Genomic DNA, 23806 nt, shown 5'->3' on the forward strand with positions numbered 1-23806 from the left:
CCCTCACCCCACCAGCACACGGCGCAGCGCGGCCATTTCCTCCGCAACGGATTCCTCCGTGGGATCTGCCAGGGTGTCCGCCACGGTGACCCGCAGCAGCTCGCCGAACCTCTTGCGCAGCCGGTGGAGGGCGACGCGCAGCGCCTCCGCGCTCAGGCCCAGTTCCCGCGCCACCTCATCCTGGGAAACATTTCCGCCCGCGGGGCTGAGGAGCGGCCGCATGGCGGCGAAGGCCGCGCCCTTTCCCGCCGCCTGCTGTTCCTCCGCCAGCCGTTGCAGGGCCGCCTCCAGGATGGCCATGGCGCAGCGGCGGTCGAACTCGTCCTCCGGGGACGCGCCCTCCTGCTCCGCCTGAAAGCCCTTTTCCGCCTCCAGCGCATCCATCGACTGGATCTCCCGGTCACCGCCGCGTTTCAGGGCGCTTTCCTTCCGCCATTCCCCGCGCTGCCAGCGCTGGAGCGCGCCAAGGAGAAAGGACCGCATCTTCCCCGCCTCCGCATCCGGCTTGGAAAAACCATCCTCCGCGAGGAGGGAGGTCAGGAAACCCTGGGCCGCGTCCTGCGCGTCCGCCGGGGACATCCCGCGCCGCCGCAGGAAGGCATAGACGGGCATCCAGTAGAGGCCGCACAGCTCGCCCAGCGCCTTTTCGCGGGCTTCCGGACGCCCTTTCATCTGGGCCACCAGGCTCCACCGGGTATTCGGGAAAGGCGCGTCACTGCGGGGTTCCATGGTCCGCATCCAACCCTGTCCGGCGGGCGGGTTCAATGCGCCGTGAAAATTTTTTGCGAAACCGTGTAACGCCGCCCGGCGGACCGCCAGAGAACGGAGCGAAAGGAACAACATCATGAAAACCATCGCAATCATCCTCACCGCCGTCGCCCTCGCCTCCTGCGCCAGTGACTCCGGCCACCACACCTACCACCCCGTCCCCGGCCGCACCGAGCCACCGCGCGTGGACGACCGTGAGCCGATCCGTCCGATCCCGGGCGGTGGCTTTGGCGGCATCTTCCTCGGCGGCGGCCACCGCGACATCGGCGCGCTGTCACCGGACGGTCGCCGGCCCGGTCTTCGCCCGGATGTCTTCGGCGCAGGCCGGGATGACGCTCCGGAAGTGATGCCCTCCGACCCGCCACGCCTCGGCGATCCACCCCGCACTCCCGCCCCCGGCAGCCGCTTTCTCGACCCGGGCATCGCCCGCCGGATCCCGCTGCCATCCCCGGCACCCGCCCTCACCCCTCCGCCGGTCCGCCGCCCCATGGTCCCACCCACCATCATCCCGCGCATGCCGTCCCCACGCCCCGCGGAATCCGCCCGCATCACCCCGGTGCCGGACCGCTCCGTGCGCATCCCGGCCCGTGTGACCCGCATAACTCCGGGGGAATCCGCACTTCGTCTCGACCGCTCCGCCCTTTCCCGGTAATGATTCCACAAGTTTTCAAACTCCATAACTCCACCACCACCATGAAAGCCATCCTATCGCTCTTTGCCTGCCTGACCATGGCGGCGTCCGCCATGCCCACCTCCGACGCCGCAGGTGCGAAGGACTATCCCGGCATCCCGCGCTACGAGGGATCGAAGATCCTGACCCAGTCGGAGCAGAAATTCGGCGAGATCCTCCTCCAGACCGCCGGCCTCAGCGCGCCGAACTCCACCGACCCGAAGGAAGTCCGCCCGGTTTCCGGAGCGCTCCACCGCACGACCTACGCCCTGGCCAACACCCCGGACGAACGCCGGACCGTGCTGGAGGTCTTCAAGAACTACGAGCAGGCGCTGAAAGACGCCGGGTTCACCACCATCTGGACCGGTGACCAGGGCGCCATCCGCAACGGCCCGCCCGCCGTCTCCTACTTCCCTGAGGCGGACCGGAAGGAACTGTTCACCGGCATCAAGGAACGCCGCTATCTGGCCGCGGAGAAAGGCGGACTCTTCGCCGTCATCTTCGTCGCGGAGCGCCAGTGGGACCACACGTTCCGCAAGGCGGATCCGTCGAACTCCTTCAAGGCGGACCTCAAGCTGCCCGCAGGCACCATCATGGTCCAGGCGGACTTCATCAACACCACGCCGATGGAGGAGAAGATGGTCCTGGTGAAGGCGGAGGAAATGGAGAACAAGATCTCCGACACCGGCCGCATCGCCCTCTACGGCATCCACTTCGACTTCAACAAGGCGGACCTCAAGCCGGAATCGGAGCCGACCATCGGGGAGATCGTGAAACTGCTGAAGGACAGCCCTTCCCTCAAGCTGCTGGTCGTGGGCCACACGGACAACGTCGGCACCTTTGAGTTCAACCAGGACCTGTCCCAACGCCGCGCCGCCACCGTGGTGAAAGAACTGACCTCGAAGCACGGCGTCGCCGCCGGCCGCCTGTCCGCCCACGGAGCGTCGTTCATCTCCCCCGTGGCCACCAACAAGACCGACGAAGGCAAGGCGCTCAACCGCCGCGTCGAGCTGGTCGAACAGTAACCACCCGCGAACGTCCCGCCCCACCCCACCGCCATGAGACAGGAAGATTCCATCCTCAGCGGCCTCGATCCGGCGGGACTGTTCGATCTCGGTGGAGGCTCCACCCCGGCCACGGATGGCGGGGCCTCCCACTGGGAACCACCCACCCCCGCCCATCTGGCCGCGCTTTTCCCCCGCTGGGAGATTCTGGGCCTGCTGGGCCGCGGCGGCATGGGCGCGGTCTATCACGCGCGCCAGCCGGACCTGGACCGGGAGATCGCGATCAAGCTGCTGCCCATCGAGGCCAGCGCGGATGAGATCTTCGTCCAGCGGTTCCAGCGGGAGGCGCGGACGCTGGCAAAGCTCCGCCACCCGAACATCGTCGCTCTCCACGAGTTCGGCACCACGCCGGAAGGGCATCCGTTTTTCGTGATGGAGTATGTGGACGGCTCCACGCTGGCGGAAAAGATCGGCATCCTCACCGTGCCGGAGGCCCTGGAGATCGTCCGCCAGGCGTGTGACGCGCTTTCCCACGCGCACTCGCTGGGGATCGTCCACCGCGACATCAAGCCATCGAACATCCTGCTGGATACCGCCGGGCACATCAAGATCGCCGACTTCGGGCTGGCGAAGTGGGACCAGCAGCATGAGGCGGCGATGACCCTTTCGCGCACCGGCGGCTTCATGGGCACGGCGGAATACGCCGCGCCAGAGCAGGTGAAGGACGCGGCCCATGCGGACCACCGTGCGGACATCTACTCCATCGGCGTGCTGTTCTATGAAATGCTGACAGGCGAGCGCCCGCGCGGCGTGTTCCGCCCTCCATCCGCGAAGTCCGGCAGCGACCCGCGCCTGGACCCGATGGTGCTGCGCGCCCTGCAGGAAAATCCCGGTGAGCGCTACCAAGCGGCGGCGGAACTACGCGAGGAACTGAACCGCCTCCACCGGCGCTCCCACCCGCTGCTGATCGCCACCGCAGGTCTCTGCGTGCTCCTCACCGCCGCCGTCGCCTTTCTTCTGCTGAAGGATCGGTCCGCTCCGCGGCACGAGCAGGAGAAAGTGGCTGTCGCTCCACCTCCGGTTGCTGAAGCTCCTGCCCCGCCCCCTGTGGTGCCGGAACCTACGGAACCCACTGTCTCCGCCCTCCCTGAGATCCCGCCACCCGCACCGACGCCGGGACCGGTGGCTCCACCTGTGCCGGCACCCGCACTGGACGTGCCCGCCACCGCGCCCACCTCCCCACGCCCTAAGGTCTTTTCCTTCAACGCCGTCGATCCGCGGTTCTATCCACCGTCCACTTTCCTCGATGCCGGGTGGAAGACATTCACACTGACCGCGCAAGGTGGGGCCGTCCTCACCCAAGGAGGGAAGCTGCTGGCGTGGGATGCACGGTGGAAAACCCCGCGTGAGATCACCCCTGCGGAAACGATCGTCCAACTTTCGTCCACGACGGACCAAGCACTGGCCCTCGGGGAGTCCGGCACCATCTACCGGTTGGTGGACGCGGATACTCCGGAGACACTCGGCGGTCCACCCGTCTCGCTGCTTGGCACCTGTCCCGACGACAAGATGCTGCCAGTCATCCTCAAAAGTGGTGAGCTTTACCTGTTCCCGCTGACGCCGAAATACCCCCCGGTCACTCTCACCGCCCCGCCGGATGTCACCGCGCTCTGTCTCACCTACAGCGGGAAGGTCCACCTGCTGGACAAAGTGGGAAACCTCCACCTTGCCACGAGGGAAAAAACGGAGGTCATCCGTACGGACATCGCCGCGATTGCCGCAGGGGAACAACACTTCGCCCTCCTCACTAAAGCAGGCGGAGTGGAGATCCTCGACGGCGACCCGGCTCCCACCGATCTCGGGAAGATCCTGCACATCGCCGCCGGCAAGGACACCACCATCGCCGTGCAGGAAGACGGACGCGCCGTCATCTTCAACAGCACCGGCGGCAAGCCCCAGCGCTACCGCCTGGAATCCGGCACCGCCCCGGTCACCGCCAGCCCGGCGGGATTGCTGATCGCCCGGTAAGGAGGGTGGACACTCTTGTCCTCCGGCGGCATTGGCGAACAAAGGAAGAGAAGTTTTCAGTTTTCAGGGAAGAGAAGAAGGCTGATCGCGAATCTTGAAGCGATCCGTTTTCTCACTTCGTACCATTTGTATCTTCGCGGTGATTCTTTTCTGATTCGCCAATGCCGCCGGTGGACAAGAGTGTCCACCCTCCTTACTGAAATTCGCGGCGTTCGCGTTCCGTTAAAGTCCCCAGCCATGGCATCATCGCTCCATCTCATCGCGCTCGCGGCATTGATCTCCGGACCGCTCCTGACCGCACAGGAGGACGGAAAGACATGGTCGTCGCCGCTTTATGGCGCGGACTGGTCGGCCACGCCCGCGCTGTCCTTCTCCGAGGACAAGATCATCCAGGACTTTTCCTACGCGGGCTATGCCAATGGTGAGAAGCCCATCCCCGATCTGGCCGGGGCGAAGCGCTTCGATGTGGTGGCGGGATACGGCGCGGACCCGACGGGCAAGACGGACTCCACCGCCGCGATCCAGAAGGCCATCGACGCTGCGGCCGCCGCCGGAGGTGGTGTGGTGGATCTGCCCGCAGGCACCTACCGCGTCCAGCCCGGGGAAGGAAACCGCTACGCGCTGTGCGTGCGGAAAAACGGCATCGTCATCCGTGGAGCGGGACCGGAGAAGACCTTCCTGCTGAACACCGCGACGGAGATGCGGGAGAAGATCATCGTCCTTTTCCAAGCCCCTTCGAAGGCGGAGTGGAACCGCCGGGAGGGGCCCTCCACCGTCATCACGGCGGACCTGATGGGGCCGTCCGTCGAGATCCCGGTAGCGGATGTTTCCGCTTTCAAGGCAGGCGGCTGGGCGGTCATCCGCAACATCCCGACCAAGGAATGGGTGATGGACCACGGCGAGACCGACTGGCTGGGGGAGGAGAACAAGATCGGTTCGATCCAGTACCACCGCCGCATCGTGAAGGTGGATGCGGAGCGCAAGGTGCTCACCATCGACGTGCCCACCCGCTACGCGCTGAAGGTGCGCGACAAGCCGCAGGTTTATCCTAAGTCCGGCATGCTGGAACAGGTGGGACTGGAAGGCCTATCCATCGGCAACGTGCAGCACCCGGGAAAGGATGGCTGGAAGAACCTCGACTTCGCCGCACCGGAAGGCGACTACACCCGGCGGCTGGCGGAAAGCCGCGGCCTGCCGGAAGACTTCGCCACCACGAAGAAGAGCGCCTTTGACGTGCATGCCTCCTACGCGGTGACCATGACCAACGTGCTGGATGGCTGGATCCGTGATGTAAATTCCTTTTGCGCGGAGGGCAACACCACCGGCTGCCACCTGCTCTCCAACGGCATCCGCATGAAGGAATCCCGCAACGTGACGGTGGAGCGGTGCCATTTCCAACACCCGCAGTACGGCGGGGGTGGTGGCAACGGCTACATGTTCCGGATGGACAGCAGCAACGAGTGCCTCATCCGTGAGTGCCGCGCGGAGGCGTCACGCCATGGGTTCTCCATCTCCGGCATGGGATCGTCCGGCAACGTGATCCACCGTTGCCTGGACAAGGACACCGCCCGCCAGACCGGGTCCACCGGATCCGAAGTGACCGAGGGCCGCTCAAGCGACCACCACCAGTGGTTCAGCCACTCGAACCTCATCGACCACTGCACGGCGGACAACAGTTGGTTCGAGGCGCGTGACCGGTTCTACGTGAAGCTCTCCCGCCCGCGCCACAACCTCACCTCCGCCCACACCGTCTATTGGAACACGGAGGGACTGCGGAATTCCTTCCATCCCTTCGTCGTCTGGAGCCAGCAGGCGGACTACGGCTATGTCATCGGCACGCGCGGCGCCGTCAGCGGCGTCCGCACCGATGGCAACTACCCGGAGCGCAAGGAACGGACCGATCCGGTGGATGTCGTCGAAGGCATCGGGAAAGGTGACACGTTGCGCCCCGCCTCCCTGTTTGAGGACCAGCGGCGCAGGCGGTTGGGGAAATGACGGGATCGTTGCATTCGTCGGCAGGGACGGTTTTCCAAACCGTCAGGCTGGGTGGATGTCCATCATCCCATAATTCCGATTTTCCTGATGATCCCTCTGGTTCTTCCAAGGGAGCTGCGATGGGAAACAGGTCGCCGCAAGGCATGAGTCACTGCCCCCGCCTGACCACATGGAATGGGAGCGCAGCGGACATAGCGGCTATGCCGCAATGCGGTCCCTGCCCTGCAGCCGTTCCGCTACCCCCGGCTGCGGTCACACGATTTCCGAAAACTCCCTGACCTTTCAATCCGTGGTCCCAAAAGGAACCATCACTTCCTGCCGAAGGTGGCGAAGAGCGAGCTGAGATCCGCGGGCGCGGCGCGGTCCGCGGTGAGGATGGCGGCTTTCTGGAGGGAGACGATGTCGGAGATCCCCTTGCGGGACAGCTCCAGCATGGCGCTCATTTCCTCACCGGTGAAGGTGGCTTCCTCGCCGCTGCCCTGCACCTCGACGAACTCGGCGGTCTCCGTCATCACGACGTTGAAATCGACGGACGCGTCCTTGTCCTCCACGTAGTCCAGATCCAACACCGGGGTGCCCTGATAGACACCGGCGGACACGGCGGCGACGAGCTTCTTCATCGGGAAGTCGCGGATCTTTCCGGCTGCGAGCAGCTTGTTGAAAGCAATGGCCGCGGCCACACAACCACCGGTGATGGAGGCGGTGCGGGTACCACCGTCCGCCTGGAGCACGTCACAGTCGATCCACACCGTCCGCTGGCCGATCTTCTTCAGGTCGATCACGGAGCGGAGCGCACGGCCGATGAGCCTCTGGATCTCCATGGAGCGGCCGTCGATCTTGCCACGGGTGGCGTCGCGTTGCTTCCGCTCCAGGGTGGAGTAAGGCAGCATGGAATACTCCGCCGTCAGCCATCCGCCCTCCACCCGCTGGGCGCGCATCCAGCGCGGCACGTCATCCTCGATGGTGGCGGAGCAGATGACACGGGTGTCCCCGAAGGACACGAGGACGGAACCCGTCGCGTTCGGGGCGACGTTCGGAAAAAAGGAAATCGGGCGGAGTTGGTCGGGCTGGCGGCCGTCTGGACGGGTCATGCGGGAGTGAAGGCTATCCCCCGCCGCAGGTGCAACCCTGAACGCGGAAAACGGGCGATGGCAATGGTGCGTATCGCACGGAATCTTTGAAATTCCCGGTTTGCCATTTCGGCGGATGCCGCTAGTCTCCGCCCTTCCCCGTCACCCGGGGCCGTATCATGAAGAACCTGTTGTCCATCGAAGAACTCACCGCCGCTGACATCAACGCGCTGCTGGACAGCGCCGCCGTGCTCAAACGCGAGCGCGGCAGCCACACCGCGCAGCCACTCTCCGGACAGACCTGGGCGCTCATTTTCGCCAAGTCCTCCACCCGGACCCGCGTCTCCTTCGAGGTGGGCATCCGCGAGCTGGGGGGCTTCCCCATGTTCCTTTCCAAAAACGACATCCAGCTCGGACGCGGGGAGCCGATCAAGGACACCGCCCGCGTGCTCGGACGGATGGTCCACGGCGCGGTCATCCGGACCTACGCCCAGCAGGATGTGGTCGATTTCGCGGACTACTCCGGCCTGCCCACCATCAATGCCCTCACGGATGACGAGCATCCCTGCCAGATCCTGGCGGACCTGCTGACCATCCGCGAAAAACTCGGCGGCTGGGAAGGGAAGAAGGTAGCCTTCATCGGCGATGGTTTTTCCAACATGACCATCTCCTGGATGTGGGCGGCGAAGCACCTCGGCTTCCAGCTCGCGGTGGGGTCCCCGTCCGCCTGCCTGCCACCGGATTCCTTTCTGGCGAAGCTCGCCGCGCCGAACGTCACGGTTACTACGGATCCCGTAGCCGCCGCGAGGGGCGCGCACGTCATCAACACCGACGTCTGGCTTTCCATGGGCCAGGAGGACCAGAAGGAGAAGGAAGCGCAGTTCGCCGGATTCGAGGTGAATGATTCCATGCTTTTCGAGGCCGCTCCCGGCCACATCGTGCTGCACTGCCTGCCCGCCTACCGTGGCAAGGAGATCAGCGCGGAAGTGCTGGAACTCCACGCAGACACCATCTTCCAGCAGGCGGAGAACCGCCTGCACGCCCAGAAGGCCGTGCTGGTGGAGCTGGCGCGCTGAGGGACTGCATCACTGGGACCGCGGAACCCAGAACGAGTGGTAACGAGCTTCGCTCACTGGCGAAACCAAGCCGGATGGCCGGAGGCAATTTATTCCGCTTGGTTTCGCAAAGGCCAGATTCTCCGGGGCGGAATGAATTCCGCGGTCCCAGCAGAGCACTCACGCCGGGGGAAATGAGGCTTCATGCGTCACCGCTCCCGCCAGGTCCCGCACGGTGAGCTTCAGCGCGGCGGCATCCGCCACACCCTCGATCCACCGGGCGCGTTCCAACTGCGGGCCGCCGCCGACAAGCTGGGCATAGGGGAACTTTTCGCTCGCAGGCAGGTACTGCGCGTTATGGGTATGGCCGGAAATGACGACCTGCGTCTTCCACTCCACCAGCAGGTCATGCCAGGCGTCCCGGCTGCGCCTGCTGTAGTGGTCGAATCCACCGTTCGCGTAGTCCACGGTCTCCGGTTCATCCAGCCAGCGCAACGGGATGTGGCAGAAGACGACACGGTACTTCGCATCCCTGAATCCATCCGAGCGGATGACTTTCTCCAGCCACGCGGTCTGCACTTTCCGCAGTTCATCGAAGGCGACCCTGCCATGGAAGCTGGGATGTCCGTCCGGCTTGTCCTCGCCGGTGTGCAGGCAGATGACGGCCACGGGGCCGCTACGGAAAGCGCAGTAGGGAAGATCATCCGTCATGCCGACCATCTGCGGAACGCGGAAGCCGAATTTCCCACGCACGTCATGATTTCCCGGCACCAGGATCATCGGCCGTCCCTTCGTGATATCACGGCCGGCGGGATGGAGCAGCGTGGGGATCAGGATCTCCTCCTTCTTCCAGTCGTTGCAGGTATCCCCGTTCCAGATGAGGAAGTCCGCGGGCGGGGTCGCATCATCCAGTTTGGTGATCGTCTCGTTGCGCTCATGCGTGTCATTCCAGACGACAAAGCGCGTGGATGCCGCCGCGGCGTCCAGCGTCCGGAATTTTTTCCAATCCGTTTCCTCTTTCCGCGCATCTTCGGCGGACTCGACCACCGCCCTCACCTCATACTCCCGGCCCGGTTTCAGACCGGTGAGGTTGATCCGGAAAATCTCCGGCGACTGCGGCACGAAGCCCGCGCCGGTCATCGCTGCCTTTCCGTTGTCCCCGCCAGCTTCCCGCCACTCCAGCCATCCCCGGCAAAGTCCCGTAACCGCCCAGACGCCGAACACCCCATCCTCCCGCGGAGCCATGAGATTGAGCGGCGTCCGCATCAGCGGCCCGGCTGCCGGAGCCGCCAACTCCTGCCCGTGTGACAACGCCACACCCGTCCCGGCCATCCCGCCCAACGACTTCACGAGGAATCCCCTTCTCTTCATCCCGACACTACACCCGCCGCCGTCCGGTCGTATCAAGGAAATCCCCGTCTCCTTTGCCGTTTCCTTGCTTTCGGAAACCTGCTATTTTTCCGGCACCGCATGATCCAGCGCCGCAAGCCTCAGTACCCGGTTTCCCCACCGCTCCGGCAATATCTCTACCATTTCGACCGCCAGCGTGAGATCCCCGCGGTTTATGACGAGCTGCGCCGTTTCTCCGGAGCCATGCCCTACGAAGACCCCAGCGGCCGGGAAACGCTCTGGCTCACCGTCATGTATCCGCCGGAGGTGTTCGCCGAGCTGCGCCCGCGCCTGACCGCGATCTACACCGAACTGAAGCTGGGCCGTGACCATGAACAGCACGAGCACCTGCTGGTGGACCGCATCGACTACGGAAACTTCGGCAACTCGAAACCATTCCGCATCCGCATCACCAACCTGTTCAACGACAACTCGGACTACTTCTACGTCAAACAGACGGACGCCTCCCGCATCTACGGCCTCGAGCTGGAGCACATCCTCTCCCCCAGCCGCATCAACTATCTCGTCAGCGGGAACACCCTCATCGAGGAACACATCGCCGGCGTCCCCGGCGATGCCTTCCTCCGTGAATACCTCGACCACCCCGGCCTCAACAAGGTCCGCATCGCCAAGGAATTCACCAAATTCACCGAACGCTGCTTCATCCGCCTGCTGGGGGACATGCGCAGCGTGAACTACGTGGTGGACATCACCCCGGACTTCGAGGAGGTGCAGTACCGGGTCCGCGCGATCGACTTCGACCAGCAGTCCTACGAAGGGAACGGCCACATCTACCTGGCCTACCGCTTCACCTCGAACCGCAAGATCACCCGCCTCGCCTTCGAGGTGCTCAACCGCAAGTCCATCGACCAATACGCGGCGGAGGAACACGCCCAGATGGCCCGCCGGGCGAAGGTGGAAAGCAGCCGCCTGCGTGCCCTGCTGGGCATCATGCGGCGGGAGGACATCGCCCCGATCGAGCATGTCCATACGCTCGCACGGGACCTGGACAAGATGCACGGCACCTCCGGCTTCGGCGACCTCCAGTCGATGGGCGAACTGACGGCGATGCACGTTTCGCTGATGTTGGGGATCTAGCATAGGATGCAGGTTTCATGTTTCAGGATGCAGGATGGAAGAGTCCGCCATCCTGTCTCTTGCATCCTGTAACCTGCATCGCCATCCTCCCCCCATGAACCGCCTTTTCCTGCTCGATGGCATGGCCCTGATCTACCGGGCCCACTTCGCGCTGATCCAGACCCCCATCCGCAATTCCAAAGGCGTCAACACCTCCGCGCTCTACGGGTTCATCAACACGCTGCTGGCCATTCTGGAAAAGGAAGCACCCACCCACATCGGCGTCGCGTTCGACACCTCCGCGCCCACCCCGCGGCACACGCTGTTCCCCGCGTACAAGGCGCAGCGGGATGAGATGCCCGAGGAACTGGCCGCCGCCATCCCGCATGTGAAGAATCTCTGCCGCGCCTTCCACATCCCCGTGCTGGAACTGGATGGCTACGAGGCGGACGACATCATCGGCACGCTGGTCACACGCGCCGAGGCGGAAGGCGGCATCGAGTCCTACATGGTCACGCCGGACAAGGACTTCGCGCAGCTCCTTTCCCCGCACACCTGGATCTGGAAACCGGGCCGCAAGGGCTCCGACCACGAGGTCATCGGCCTGCCGCAGCTACCGGAAATCTGGGGCGTGGCGGAAGCCGCGCAGATCATCGACCTGCTGGGCCTGATGGGTGACGCGGTGGACAACATCCCCGGCATCCCAGGCATCGGGCCGAAGACGGCGGTGAAGCTCATCTCGGAGTTCGGCTCCGTGGAAAACATCCTGGCCAACACCGCGAAGCTGAAGGGGAAGCAGAAGGAATCCATCGAAGCGAACGCGGACAAGGCCACGCTGTCCAAGGAACTGGCCACCATCATCCGCGACGTTCCTGTCGAGGTCACCTGGGATGATCTCATCCTCTCCCAGCGCGATGACGAAGCGTTGAAAAACCTCTTCAACGAGTTCGAGTTCCGCACCTTCACCAAGCGCCTGTTCGGGGACGCGGGCGGAGCCGCACCCGCACCGGCCAAGGGCGGCAAGGAAGCCGCGGCGGAGCCGACGCTTTTCGAGACTTTCCGCACCATCCGCGATACGGATCACACGTACCACCTGGCGGAAACACCGGAACAGCAGGCGGAGCTGTTCACCCTGCTGGGACAACAGGCGGAGTTCTGCTTCGATGTGGAGACCACCTCGCTCAACCGATTCGAGGCCCGGTTGCTCGGCATCGCCTTTTCATGGAAGGCGCATGAGGCATGGTACCTCCCCTACTCCGATCCGCTGTTCACGGATCTGAAGGCGGTGCTTTCCTCGCCCTCGAAAAAGATCGGCCACAACCTGAAGTATGACCTCTCCATCCTCACCCGCATGGGCATCGAAGTCGGCGGGGAAATCTTCGACACCATGCTGGCGGACACGCTGGTCGCGCCTGAGCGCAGGCACTCCATGGACTACCTGTCGGAAACGCTGCTGGGCTACACGCCGGTGAAGCTGGCCGACCTGGCGGCACCGGCATCCCCCGCCCCGGAGCCGGCGACGCTCGACCTTTTCGCCCATGCGGAGAAGAGCAAGGCATCGAAGGAACTGGATGTCGCCGCCATCCCGGTGGAGATCCTCGCGGAATACGCGGCGGAGGACGCGGATGTGACCTGGCAGCTTTACCAAAAGATCGCGCCGCTGCTTGCCGGGTCCGGCCAGGAGAAGGTGCTCACCGGCATCGAGGCTCCGTTACTGCCGGTTCTGGTGCGCATGGAAATGGAGGGCATCGAGGTGAATCCCGGCTCGCTGTCCGTGATCGGGGATGAACTCCAGCAACAGATCGACCAACTGGCGAAGTCCATCCACGGCCACGCGGACCGCTCGTTCAACATCGCCTCTCCGAAGCAGCTCGGGGAGATCCTCTTCGACCAGCTCAACCTCATCGAGAAGGCGAAAAAGACGAAGACCGGCCAATACAAGACAGACGAGGCGACACTGGCCTCTCTGGAAGGAAAGCACCCCATCATCTCCGACATCCTTTCCTGGCGGGAGGCGACCAAGCTGAAGTCCACCTACCTGGACGCGCTGCCGAACCACATCATGCCGTCCACCGGGCGCATCCACACCAGCTTCCACCAATTACTCGCGGCAACGGGGCGGCTCGCCTCGTCCGATCCCAACCTGCAGAACATCCCCGTCCGTTCCGAGGCGGGGCGCAAGATCCGCAAGGCCTTCGTTCCCCGCGCCACGGGCGGCTTCACCCTCCTTTCCTGCGACTACTCGCAGATCGAGCTGCGGGTGATGGCCGCGCTTGCGAATGACGCGACGATGATCGAGGCGTTCCGCAACCACATCGACATCCACACCGTCACCGCCTCCAAGGTCTTCGTGGTGGATCAGGAAAACGTGACGTCCGACATGCGGCGCACGGCGAAGATGGTGAACTTCGGCATCATCTACGGCATCTCCGCCTTCGGCCTCAGCCAGCGGCTGGGCATCGCCCGCGGCGAGGCGTCCGCCATCATCGAGGCATATTTCCGCGAGTATCCGGCGATCAAGGACTTCATGGACCGCACCATCAATGAGGCGCGGGAGAACGGCTACGTCGAGACGCTCGGCGGACGCAGGCGCTACTTCCCCGACCTGAACTCCGGCAACCAGAGCCTGCGCGGCAACGCGGAGCGCGCGGCGATCAACTCCCCCATCCAGGGGACCGCCGCGGACATGATCAAGCTGGCGATGATCCGCGTGGACGCGCTGCTTCGCGAATCCTCCGCCCGCACGAAGATGCTGCTCCAGGTGCACGACGAACTCGTCTTCGACCTCGCCGAAGAGGAGAAGGAGGAGCTGGTGCCGAAGATCCTGGACGCGATGCGCACCGCCCTGCCGCTGCCGCACGCCGTGCCCGTCGAAGTGGAATACGGCACTGGTGCGAACTGGCTGGCTGCGCATTGATCCGCGCGGCATTCCGGCCGATGTTCCGGGTGCCATGAGCGCGAAACCGAAAACAAACCTGACCGCGGCCGAACGCCGAGATCTCCTCGCCATCCTGGAAGCCCGCTTCACGAAAAATGAAGGACGGCACAAGGGCATCCGGTGGGAGGATGTGCTGGCAAAGTTGGAGAAAGCCGGTGCGAAGCTATGCTCGCTCCACCAGATGGAGGAGACGGGAGGAGAGCCGGATGTCATCGGCTTTGATCCGGAGACCGGCGCCTACCTCTTTGTGGATTGCTCACCACAAAGCCCCAAGGGACGGATGAGCCTCTGCTACGACCGCGAGGGACTGGAGTCCCGCAAGGAACACCGACCGGCGAACAGCGCGATGGACCTGGCCGCGGAAATGGGTGTTTCCCTCCTGACGGAGGACGAATACCGCCGCCTTCAGGATCTCGGGGATTTCGACACGAAAACCTCAAGCTGGCTGAAGACGCCGGATGATGTCCGCAAGCTGGGCGGCGCGCTGTTCGGTGACCGCCGTTTCGGACGGACGTTCATCTACCACAACGGAGCACAGTCCTACTACAGCGGCCGTGGCTTCAGGACGGTGCTGGGGATCTGATCCGGCCGCGGGCCGCGACTACCCATCCGGGTAGTTTGCATCCGTGCGGATCCGGCCGAATTTCACGGGGCTTTTCCCATGCCCGCAGTGCCTTCCATTTTCTCCCGTGTCTTCTTCGGCCTGCTGGCTGGTGTGGCGGTTCTTTCCCCCATGTCCTCTGGTGCGGCGGAACCGACGCGGATCGTCGCAACGGGCGGCCGGATCGCCTACACCTTCTATGCCCCGGCAACCGCCAACACATCCTTCTGGCAGAGGACGCCCCACAAGCTCGGCGGACCGGTGTCCGAAATGCAGGTCGGCTTCATGGACTGGATGTATCCGACCAGCGGGGCCGAGACACCGAACACCGGCAATGATGTCACCATCGGCCACGCCTGGCTGGAGCGGGCATCGACAGGGCAGATCGTCCCGCTCTTGTTCAACGGGCTGCGCACGCTGGTGCTGCCGATGAACTCCACCACACCCTACTGGCTGTCCGATCCCGTTCCATCGGCCTCATGGAACGGATTTCCACCGGCGAAGGACGAGGTGTTCTGGCTGCACGTGAAAGGCACCATCCCATCCGGCGGCAAGACGCCCGTGGGAACCCCGGCGAACTTCACCGGAGCAAGATGCATCTTCTATCCGCCTGCGAACGACACGGGCAATGTGGACGTGGCGGGCGTGGTGCCGACCATCACCGGCCAGGTCGCCCGCACCCAGGGCCTGCCGCTCATTTTCCTGGGCCGCTTCACCGGCCCCGGCCACCTCTCCGTCATCGGCGTGGGCGACAGCATCCTCGACGGGACCGGTGACCAGGCGAATCCCGCGCCGGTGATCTCCGGCTACGGATTCTTCAACCGCGCCGCGCTGGACTCCACCGGAGGAAACACGATCGCAATGTTCAACCTGACCCGCCATGGCCAGACCGCCTTCTCATGGATCACCCCATCGCGGCAGACCCGCCAGCGGCCGTTCCTGAAGTTCGCCAACGTGATGGTGGAGGAGTATGGCACGAACGACCTGGGCCAAGGCGGGACGGGCAACCCCACGGAAATGCTCTCAAGGGTGGAAGGCATCTGGTCCGCCGCACGGGCGGAGGGGGTCCAGAAGATCGTCAGGACCTTGCTGATGCCCAGGACGGACTCGACGAACAATTGGTCCGATCTCGCCGGCCAGACGCCGAAGCCCGGATGGGGAGCCGGAGGGAAACGGGATGACTTCAACAACCGTCTCATTGCCGCCGGACAGGCCGGCAAGTTCGATCTCCTGCTCGATACCCTGGATGTGCTGGCAGACCCCGCCGACAGGAACCGCTGGCGGACCAACGGCGCACCGAACTACACCGCCGCGGACGACGCCCATGTGAGCCGGAGCGGCAACCAATTGCTCGCGCCGCATCTCCGCAACGCCCTGCTCTCCCTCACGGTGGACCGCGGCGACTACGCCTCATGGGCCGGTGGCGCCGATTGGCAGGGACAGGATCCCACACCCGGCGGTGACGCGGATGGGGACGGGGTGAAGAACCTCATCTCCTACGCCCTGGACGTTCCACCGGTCGGGTCCGCTGCCCTGGGGGCACTGCCGACCGGCATGCTGGACACCACCACCGCCGGTGGTCCGTGGCATGTTTTCACCTTCCGGGAAAACCTCGAAGCAAGGGACATCACCGTGGCAGTGGAAAGCAGCCCGGACCTCGCGACATGGACGCCCGTCGTGCCGGATGGCACCACCGCCATCCTGGAAACCATCGCCGCGAATGTGGATGGCGACGGCACCGCCGCGCTCCGCCGGATCCGCCTGAAGCAGGATCCGGTGAATCCGCACCGCTTCATGCGGCTGAGGCTGGAACATTGATTCCCGCGTGGCGGGTGGCTTCATGCCAGTTGCCTGAGAATGGTGGGATCCGTGATCTTGTCATCGGCAGCCAGGAGAAAGGCCTTGCTGATGATGACACTGAGCGTGCGGTCACCCTCGAAGGGAAGGAACAGCTTGTCCCCCGCCTTATCGATCTGGGACTGGGCCGGAACAATGCACAGATACCTGCCGGGAGGATCGATGAGGATATTGCCGCTGCCGAGGTGGATCTTATAGCGATGCCTCGTGCCTTGTACGATGAGGAAGTGATCCTCGAACCGGCATGCCGCTGAAATTTTCAACCTTGGCACCAGCTTCTCGAGAATCGTCTTCCGGGTCTTCGCGGAGGCGTTCAGCTCCCCGAACGATTGCTCGTGCCAATAGTCGCGCCGGGCCTGGTTGGTTCCACCGTCGAGCCAGTTGGGATCATTCCCCACACTGGCGACCCCCGCGAAAAGATCGACATCACGCATGATCTCGGAGAACACCAGTGGATCGACTTCCGCCAAGGGAAGCGGGTCCGCCGGAAGCCGTCCGGCATATCCACCGCCGCCCGCATGAGCCGTGACCTGTCCGGCATCCTCCCGGTAGAATCTCACCTGGTCCGTGGTCAGGTAGCGGTAGGCTCCGCTTTCCAGAGTGTCCGCCCCATACTCAGTCCCGGCACCCTCGATCCAGTATTCCGCCCTCATGCCCCAGGCGGGCAGCCAGCGGGTGGCGGGAGGGTATTCATCATCCACCATCAGCCGCAGCCGGTTCTTCCAGCCACGGGCGGAACAAAGCGCGTTGAACTGGTGCTGCCTCAGTAGATGAGCGGCGAAGCGGTTCGAGTAAACCCCGGTGTTTTCCTCCGCCGGAGCCAACAGGTAGATCTCCCGGTGTGCTTGCTTGAACGGCTGAACGATCCCCATCCGCTCGAGCGCGTCGCGCCACTCCAGCACGACGCCGGCGTCCTCATCCAGTGGATGCCAGAGACCCACCGTCGTCGCGGATTCATCCAGAGAGATGGCAGCTCCATGCCGATCCACCAGCCCGCTCTGGTTCCAGACCGCGGCGGTGGAACCTCCCTGTGAGGTGAACTTCCAGATCAGACGGCGGGCCAACGCGCCGACCAGCGGGTGGTCGAGGTAACGCTCGCGCCACACCGCGAAAGGCCAGCTTTTCCGCTGGAGATAAAGGCCGTCCAGTCTCTCCGCCTGGGCGGGCAGCATCTTCTCGATGTCCTTCTTCGCCGCCATGAGCTCCTTCACCTCATCCGCGCATTCCTTCTTGATGGAAGAGGGAAGGGACTTCTGCGGCTTTCCATCCGCCCTGAGCCAGGAAAGCTCCGTTGCTTTGGTGCTCACGACGCTCAGAACGGCGGTGAATTCCCCCAGCGGCAGGACCAGCCTGCCGACCTCCTCCATGCCATAGGAAGGCACGCTCATCTCCCCGAGATCCTCGCGGGAGACCCCAAGGTTTTCCGCCAACCTGCCGAGCGCCTTGTCGATGGAGTTCTGGGCACCTCCGAATTTCACCTTCACCTTGAGGAACGCGAGCCTGCCGAGCGCCTCCGTGCTCCCCATCATGGAGAGGGCGGTGATGCACGCATTGCCCAGACGGATCGCCCGCGGCCCTTTGCCAGCCACCTTGCGGAAGGCGCTCACCGAAAGATTTCCCAGTGCTCGCGCGAGCGCAGGCTCATCCAGCGTTCCACATGCCCAGCAGAGTCCCGCCAGCAGATCAATGTGAGCCGGGATGATCAACTGGTCCTCCACCGCATCGTACTCCGCCGGTTCCACCGGCAGTTCCAGCGTTGGGAAACTGCCATCCGTCGCCTCCCTGACCTCCTCCCGGTTGCCGAAGTCGCGGACATAGTCCCAGGGGTCCTCGGCACGGCTGACCGCCGCTCTCAGTTCGCTGATCTTCTGCCAGCGGTTCTTTCCGACGGGGATCGCCTGGAACAAGACATCATGGAATCGATCAAACTGGGCGAGGGCACAACGCTCCCGCCACGCACGGGCCGAAATCGCCCGGTCCGTCCGCTTCTTGTCAACCAAGGCAAACCAACGTGGCAACCATTCCAGCAACTGTTCCGCAGGAATGCTCTCGAGATGCTTCTTTGTTTGGGCCAGCCACTTCGAGAACGGGGACGATCCGCTCGCGCCCTTGCAGTGGACCAACAGTGCGATGAAGGATGCCCTCTCCTCCGCACCAAGGGTCATCAGATCTCCGATCGCCGCATCGGACCAAGCTTCACCGGGCGACAGGGGAAGGTCCGGGGCGCTCCCCGAAAGCGCGGCGATGCGGGAGATCAGTTTCCTCGTGGAGGCATCCGGATGATTCGCTTCAAGAGCCTCCCTGAGCATCTCCAGGCGCCGGAAATGCTCCTCGGAAGGAGAGCTTTCCATGATGCCGACCAACGACTGCAACGGATAGAAATACGAGAGGCGGTAGCCGGGACCGGCCTCGAGAATCCAATCCAACATCCCGCCGATGGCCTCCTGTGACAGCGGCAGCTTGCGCCTGAGCAAGCGATGGATCATGGCACCCAGGAAGGCGCGGGGGCTCCAAAGCTCCCACCAACAGCCCCTGAGATGATGATTGTAGTTATGGGGATCCTCGTCACGGAAGGCCTGGACCTTCCGGTCCTGCCCCGCGGCCATGGGAACCAGGATGGCGATGAACTCCGCCTGCACCTCCCTGTCCGAAGCATCCACCGCGGCCCACGAGGCCAACGAATCCAGATTCCAGTCGTAGTGATTCGGCTTCCGGACAAGAACGTCCGCAGCCTCGTTCATCAGATCCTTGAGGTGTTGCAGGTCCGCTTCCTGCAGCCCGTGCCGGCCGCCTCCCACGGCCTCGGTGAGTTCCCGGAGAATGGACATGATCAACCTCCGACCAATGGGGTGAACCTTACGAAGCTGACCTCGGTCTCAGCCTCCACCAGGAACGTCTCGTCCAGGCTTTCCGCCTGCCTGTTTCCGATGAGGATGAAGTAGCCGTTGCCCTCAAACGCCCTCAGGGCGGTTTCGTACTGCTTTTCCCAATCGACAGGCCTGAAAACCTTCTCCCCGTTCAAGGTGGTTTCCTGTGGCAGGGAGCGCACCAATCCATCGAAAGCCTCCGCGCGTTTCGCCGAGTTATGATCCTGGACTTCCTGCCAGATGCGGGCGCGGATGATCTCCCGGACCGACATCCTCTCGTCCAGGGACTCGATGGTGAAGGTGCGCAAGCGGTCCCCTGTCAGGGATTCATCGACAATAACCATACCTTGAGCTTGCCGCCTGGCATTTCATGGCGGCAAGCCCGGAATTGTCACGGCATCTCACAGGTTCCCCTTCTTCATCTCGCTGACCGCATGGTCCACCGCGCGGGCGGTGAGGGCCATGTAGGTGAGTGACGGGTTCTGGCAGCTTGCGGAAGTCATCGCCGCGCCGTCCGTGCAGAAGACATTCGGCGCACCCCAGACCTGGTTGAACTTGTTGAGGACGGAGGTCTTCGGCGAACCACCCATGCGGGCGGTGCCCATCTCATGGATGCCCAGGCCGATGGACGGCGTGTTGTTATAGCTGTTGATGTGCTTCGCGCCCATCGCCTCCAGCATCTCCTCCGCGTCCTTCCGCATGTCGAGGCGCATGTTGATCTCGTTCTCCTTGAACTCGGCGTTGGCGACGACGAGGGGCAGCCCCCACTTGTCCTTCTTGTCCGGGTGCAGGGAGATGCGGTTGTCCTCATAGGGCAGGCATTCGCCGAAGCCGCCCATGTTGATGGACCATGGCCCCCATGAGAGGAGCTGCTTCTTGAAATCCTCCCCGAAGCCGTCGATGCCGCGCGTCCAGCCGGAGCGCATGCCGCCCCCCTGGTAGCCGAAGCCGCGGATGTAGTTCTGGTTCGCCTTTTCCGAATGGTTCCGGAAGCGCGGGATGTAGAAGCCGTTCGGGCGGCGGCCATACTGCACCTTGTCGAGATGGCCTTCCACCACGCCGCTGGCACCGACACCGAGATGGTGGTCCATCAGGTATCCGCCGAGCGAGCCGGAGTCATCCATCCCGTTCGGATAACGGGAGGACTTCGAGTTCATGAGGATGGCCGTGGAGGCCACCGCAGAGGCATTCAGGAAGATGATCTTCGCGAAATACTCCGTGGTCTCCATGGTCAGCTCATCGATCAGTCGGACACCAACGGCCTTGTTCGTTTTGTCATCGAAGATGACCGAGTGGACGATGGAGTGCGGGCGGAAGGTCATGTTCCCCGTCGCGGCGGCGGCGGGCAGGGTGGCGGCCTGACTGCTGAAATACGCGCCGAATGGACAACCACGGCTGCACAGGTTCCGGTACATGCACTGGGCGCGGCCGAGCGCGGTCTGCTCCGGCGTGGGTGCGGTGAGGTGGGCGACACGGCCCGGCACCACCTTGCGGCCCGGCCACTTTTTCTCGACCGCCGCCTTCAGATCCAGCTCGGCGGGGGTGAGGGCCATCGGCGGTTGGAACACGCCGTCCGGCAGGATGTCCAGGCCCTCCATCGAGCCGCTGATGCCGGCGAATCTCTCCACGTGGTCATACCACGGCGCGAGTTCCTCATAGGTGATGGGCCACGGGATGGCGATGCCATCGCGCTCGTTCGCCAGCAGATCGATGGGGGAAAGGCGGTAGCTCTGCTTGCCCCACATGATGGATCGGCCGCCGGTGTGGTAGCCGCGCATCCAGTCGAAGCGCTTCTCCTCGATGTAGGGATGGTCGACGTCATCGACGAACATCTTGTTCGTCGCGGGCTTGATGGTGTAGCCGGTGCGGTTCTGCTTTTCCTGGCGGGCCAGCATGTCGCGCGGCGTCTTGTTCTGGTAGGACAACTCCCACGGCGCGCTGTTCGTCGTGTCGTAGCCGACGATGTGCTTGAGATCATAGCCGCGTTCCAGCACCAGCGTTTTCAGGCCTTTCTGGCAGAGTTCCTTCGCCGCCCAGCCACCTGAGATTCCGGAGCCGACGACGATGGCGTCGTAGGTGTGCTCCGCCTTGCCTTTGGCATTCACATTCATGGGTTCGTTTCGGGGAAAGGGTTCAGACGTAGACCTTCTGGCCGGGTTTCAGTTCGGACGCGGGTTCCCATCTGCCGGGAACCAGGATCCACTCCAGCGCCTGGGTGCCGCCCACCTCGGAGTTCACGTAGGTGAACTTCACCAGGTCCTTGAACTGGCGGATGAAGGCCTTCGTGGTGCCGGCCTTTTTCGATTCCTGCTCCATCGCGGTCAGCAGGCCGACGCGCTCCGCCACCGTGAGCTGGGCGCAGGGTTTCGAGAACTGGTCGGCGGAACGTTTCTCCACCTCGGCCAGACCGTCGGTGATGATCTTCTGGTCCCCCGCTTCCAGGCAGTCCTGGACGATGAGTTCCAGCCACTGTGGCACGCCGGCATCGATCGCGCCGGGCGTGTCCGTCTTCGGGATGGTGGTTTCCGAAAGGACGGCCACCAGAGCGCGCTGCTCCGGGGTGAAGAGCTTCAGCTTCGATGCATCGAGCGGCTCGCCGAATTTCGCGAAGGCACTCTCCGGGAGAGTGACGGAGGCGCCGAAGGTCAGCGCCATCATTTTGAGGATTTCCCTGCGTTCCATGGGTTGATTGGGATCGTCCAAGCACTACCCCTCCGGCAAGCGGCACGCAAGGGCCGCGATTATAAAAGCGCACACGCCAAAGGACGGCACGAAAAAGGCCCGTGATCCTCGCGGACCACGGACCTGATCTGAAACGCGGCTTCCGGCGCGGATCACTTCTTGGCGGGCGGGGTCCAGTGCAGGACCTGGCCGTCGGCCTCGAGGCGCTCCTTCAGCTTCTCATAGGAGATCTTCTGGACGGAGACGCCTTCCTTCTGGGAATGCACCGCGGCGGTCGCCGCGCTCTGGCCCAGGATCATGAACACAGGCTCCATCCGGATGCTGCCGTAGGAGATGTGACTGGAGCTGACGCAGACCGGCACCAGCAGGTTCTGCACGCTCTTCTCCGGTGGCACGATGGAGCCGTAATCGATCTCGTAGGCACGGCCCACGCCGACCTGGATGTCGCCCTCGTTGCGGGCGTGGCCGTTCTCATCCACGAAGCGGCGGATGTTGTGGGAGTCCATCTGGTAGGAACCCATGCCGACGGACTTCGGCGTGGGCAGCTTGCCGGTGAGGTGGTTCTCCGTGATGACGAAGTCGGAAACCATGCGGCGGGCGACACGGATGTAGAGCTGGTGAGGCCAGTTGTTGTTATCCTTGAACTCATCCTTCGCCAGTCCCCAGGTGTTCATCTTGTCCTGGATGTCCTTAGGCACGCGCGGGTCATGGCAGAGGAACCAGTAGAAGCCCTTCTGGTATTCCTCATGCTCCTTGATGATCTCGCGGCGGCGCTCATAGGAGGCCTCCGGGTAGTCGTGGTTGTAGCCGATGTTGTCGGAGGAGAACGCACCGTGGTTGTTGGTGTCCGTCTTGTGGTTCTGGATGCCGTCGAACTTGCGGAACACTTCCGTCCAGCCTGCCTGCAGGTAGCGCGCGAGCAGCTCATACTGCATCGGGTCGTATTTCTCCGGCTTCGGGAATGGCACGCGGTTCGGTTCGTGGTTCGTCATGCACATGCGGAAGCAGTAGGCCTGGACGCCCTTGTCCGCCGCACCTTCCACACCGGCACCCGCATCCTCGATCCGGGGAACCAGACCGGACGACTTGTCGCCGGGCTTGATGTAGGGATCTACCGGGAAGTCGAACTGGTGCTTGGTCGTCTTCACCGGCTGGTTGCCGTTGAGCGTCTCGTTGTATTGGGCGGAGGACTCGCGGCCGACGATGTAGGGAACCTTGGCGGCGGCCATCAGGTCGCCTTCGTAGGTGGCGTCGATGAACGTCTTTCCGGTGTAGGTCTTGCCATCGAGGGTTTTGATCGACTTGATCTTCCCGTCCTCGACCGTCACGCCGTTCTCGCGGTCCAGCCAGGCGTCGCGCACCACCTTCAGGTCGTGCTCCTTCACCCAACCTTCGAAGACACCCTCAGCCGCATGCGGCTCGAAGATCCAGGCGGTTCGGTTGGCGCCGTCAATGGCCACGTGGCCCTGGCCCTTGTTGCCGTATTCCTCGCGCTTCTGCCATTTCCAGGCCTCTTCCTTTTCGTAGTGCTGGTAGATCTTCTGGTAGAACTCGCGGGAAACGCCGCCGATGGTTTCCTTCCGGCCGCTGTCCGTGAAGCCGAGGCCGCCGGAGGATAAACCGCCCAGATGCTTGTCCGGGGACACGACGATGACGGAGGCTCCCATCTTCTTCGCCTGGACGGCGGCGGCGATGGAGGCGGAGGTACCGCCGTAGATGATGATGTCCGCGGACTCCTGCGCGTGGAGCGCGCCGGTCGCCAGGAACAAGGGGACAAGGTATCGGTTCAATGGTGTCATAGAGGT

The 23806-nt window shown here is 63.8% G+C and carries 18 protein-coding genes; 10 read left to right on the forward strand and 8 right to left on the reverse strand.

The window, feature by feature from the left end:
* Positions 1–3 precede the first annotated feature (3 nt).
* Complete coding sequence (locus tag KF712_06965; protein MBX3740712.1) at positions 4–729, reverse strand: sigma-70 family RNA polymerase sigma factor; 726 nt, start codon at positions 727–729, stop codon at positions 4–6.
* A 115-nt stretch (positions 730–844) separates the two neighbouring features.
* On the opposite strand from KF712_06965, the gene KF712_06970 reads away from it, so the two are divergent.
* The 4 genes from KF712_06970 to KF712_06985 all read left to right on the forward strand — a co-directional run bounded on the left by KF712_06970 (position 845) and on the right by KF712_06985 (position 6465).
* Positions 845–1420, forward strand: a complete 576-nt coding sequence (locus KF712_06970; protein ID MBX3740713.1) for a hypothetical protein — start codon at positions 845–847, stop codon at positions 1418–1420.
* A gap of 41 nt (positions 1421–1461) precedes the next feature.
* Entirely contained in the window at positions 1462–2463 is a 1002-nt protein-coding gene (locus tag KF712_06975; GenBank protein MBX3740714.1) for an OmpA family protein, read from the forward strand.
* 33 nt (positions 2464–2496) lie between these two features.
* Positions 2497–4470, forward strand: a complete 1974-nt coding sequence (locus KF712_06980) for a serine/threonine protein kinase (GenBank protein ID MBX3740715.1) — start codon at positions 2497–2499, stop codon at positions 4468–4470.
* A 237-nt stretch (positions 4471–4707) separates the two neighbouring features.
* Positions 4708–6465, forward strand: a complete 1758-nt coding sequence (locus KF712_06985) for a right-handed parallel beta-helix repeat-containing protein (GenBank protein ID MBX3740716.1) — start codon at positions 4708–4710, stop codon at positions 6463–6465.
* A 308-nt stretch (positions 6466–6773) separates the two neighbouring features.
* Here KF712_06985 and rph read toward each other — a convergent pair whose 3' ends face one another.
* Positions 6774–7556 (reverse strand): ribonuclease PH, encoded by a 783-nt coding sequence (rph, locus tag KF712_06990; protein MBX3740717.1) that lies wholly within the window; start codon positions 7554–7556, stop codon positions 6774–6776.
* A gap of 158 nt (positions 7557–7714) precedes the next feature.
* Between rph and argF the strand changes: the two genes are divergently transcribed.
* Entirely contained in the window at positions 7715–8611 is an 897-nt protein-coding gene (gene argF, locus KF712_06995; GenBank protein MBX3740718.1) for an ornithine carbamoyltransferase, read from the forward strand.
* 159 nt (positions 8612–8770) lie between these two features.
* Here the strand turns inward: argF and KF712_07000 are convergent, their stop codons facing one another.
* The gene (locus KF712_07000) at positions 8771–9835 is read right to left on the reverse strand and encodes a metallophosphoesterase (GenBank protein MBX3740719.1); all 1065 of its coding nucleotides are present in this window, start codon (positions 9833–9835) and stop codon (positions 8771–8773) included.
* Here KF712_07000 and KF712_07005 point away from each other — a divergent pair.
* The 5 genes from KF712_07005 (at position 9834) to KF712_07025 (ending at position 16413) form a co-directional block, all read left to right on the forward strand.
* Positions 9834–10064, forward strand: coding sequence for a hypothetical protein (locus KF712_07005; protein MBX3740720.1), 231 nt, complete (start codon positions 9834–9836; stop codon positions 10062–10064). The genes KF712_07000 and KF712_07005 overlap by 2 nt on opposite strands.
* On the forward strand, positions 10061–11077 hold the full coding sequence (locus KF712_07010; GenBank protein MBX3740721.1) for a hypothetical protein: 1017 nt from the start codon (positions 10061–10063) through the stop codon (positions 11075–11077). Before KF712_07005 ends, KF712_07010 begins: the two co-directional genes overlap by 4 nt.
* A gap of 94 nt (positions 11078–11171) precedes the next feature.
* Positions 11172–13973: a DNA polymerase I gene (gene polA / locus KF712_07015; protein MBX3740722.1), complete on the forward strand. Its 2802-nt coding sequence runs from the start codon at positions 11172–11174 to the stop codon at positions 13971–13973.
* A 34-nt stretch (positions 13974–14007) separates the two neighbouring features.
* Positions 14008–14577: a DUF4256 domain-containing protein gene (locus KF712_07020; protein MBX3740723.1), complete on the forward strand. Its 570-nt coding sequence runs from the start codon at positions 14008–14010 to the stop codon at positions 14575–14577.
* A 78-nt stretch (positions 14578–14655) separates the two neighbouring features.
* Entirely contained in the window at positions 14656–16413 is a 1758-nt protein-coding gene (locus KF712_07025) for a hypothetical protein (protein MBX3740724.1), read from the forward strand.
* Between the two features lie 20 nt (positions 16414–16433).
* Here KF712_07025 and KF712_07030 read toward each other — a convergent pair whose 3' ends face one another.
* The 5 genes from KF712_07030 to KF712_07050 all read right to left on the reverse strand — a co-directional run bounded on the left by KF712_07030 (position 16434) and on the right by KF712_07050 (position 23800).
* Entirely contained in the window at positions 16434–19280 is a 2847-nt protein-coding gene (locus KF712_07030) for a DUF4132 domain-containing protein (GenBank protein ID MBX3740725.1), read from the reverse strand.
* A gap of 2 nt (positions 19281–19282) precedes the next feature.
* Positions 19283–19663 (reverse strand): hypothetical protein, encoded by a 381-nt coding sequence (locus KF712_07035; protein MBX3740726.1) that lies wholly within the window; start codon positions 19661–19663, stop codon positions 19283–19285.
* A gap of 57 nt (positions 19664–19720) precedes the next feature.
* Entirely contained in the window at positions 19721–21430 is a 1710-nt protein-coding gene (locus KF712_07040) for a GMC family oxidoreductase (protein MBX3740727.1), read from the reverse strand.
* A 22-nt stretch (positions 21431–21452) separates the two neighbouring features.
* Positions 21453–22001 (reverse strand): gluconate 2-dehydrogenase subunit 3 family protein, encoded by a 549-nt coding sequence (locus KF712_07045; protein ID MBX3740728.1) that lies wholly within the window; start codon positions 21999–22001, stop codon positions 21453–21455.
* 152 nt (positions 22002–22153) lie between these two features.
* Positions 22154–23800 (reverse strand): FAD-dependent oxidoreductase, encoded by a 1647-nt coding sequence (locus KF712_07050; protein MBX3740729.1) that lies wholly within the window; start codon positions 23798–23800, stop codon positions 22154–22156.
* Positions 23801–23806: the final 6 nt, after the last annotated feature.

The organism is Akkermansiaceae bacterium (genome assembly GCA_019634595.1).
Taxonomy (GTDB): Bacteria; Verrucomicrobiota; Verrucomicrobiia; order Verrucomicrobiales; family Akkermansiaceae; genus Luteolibacter.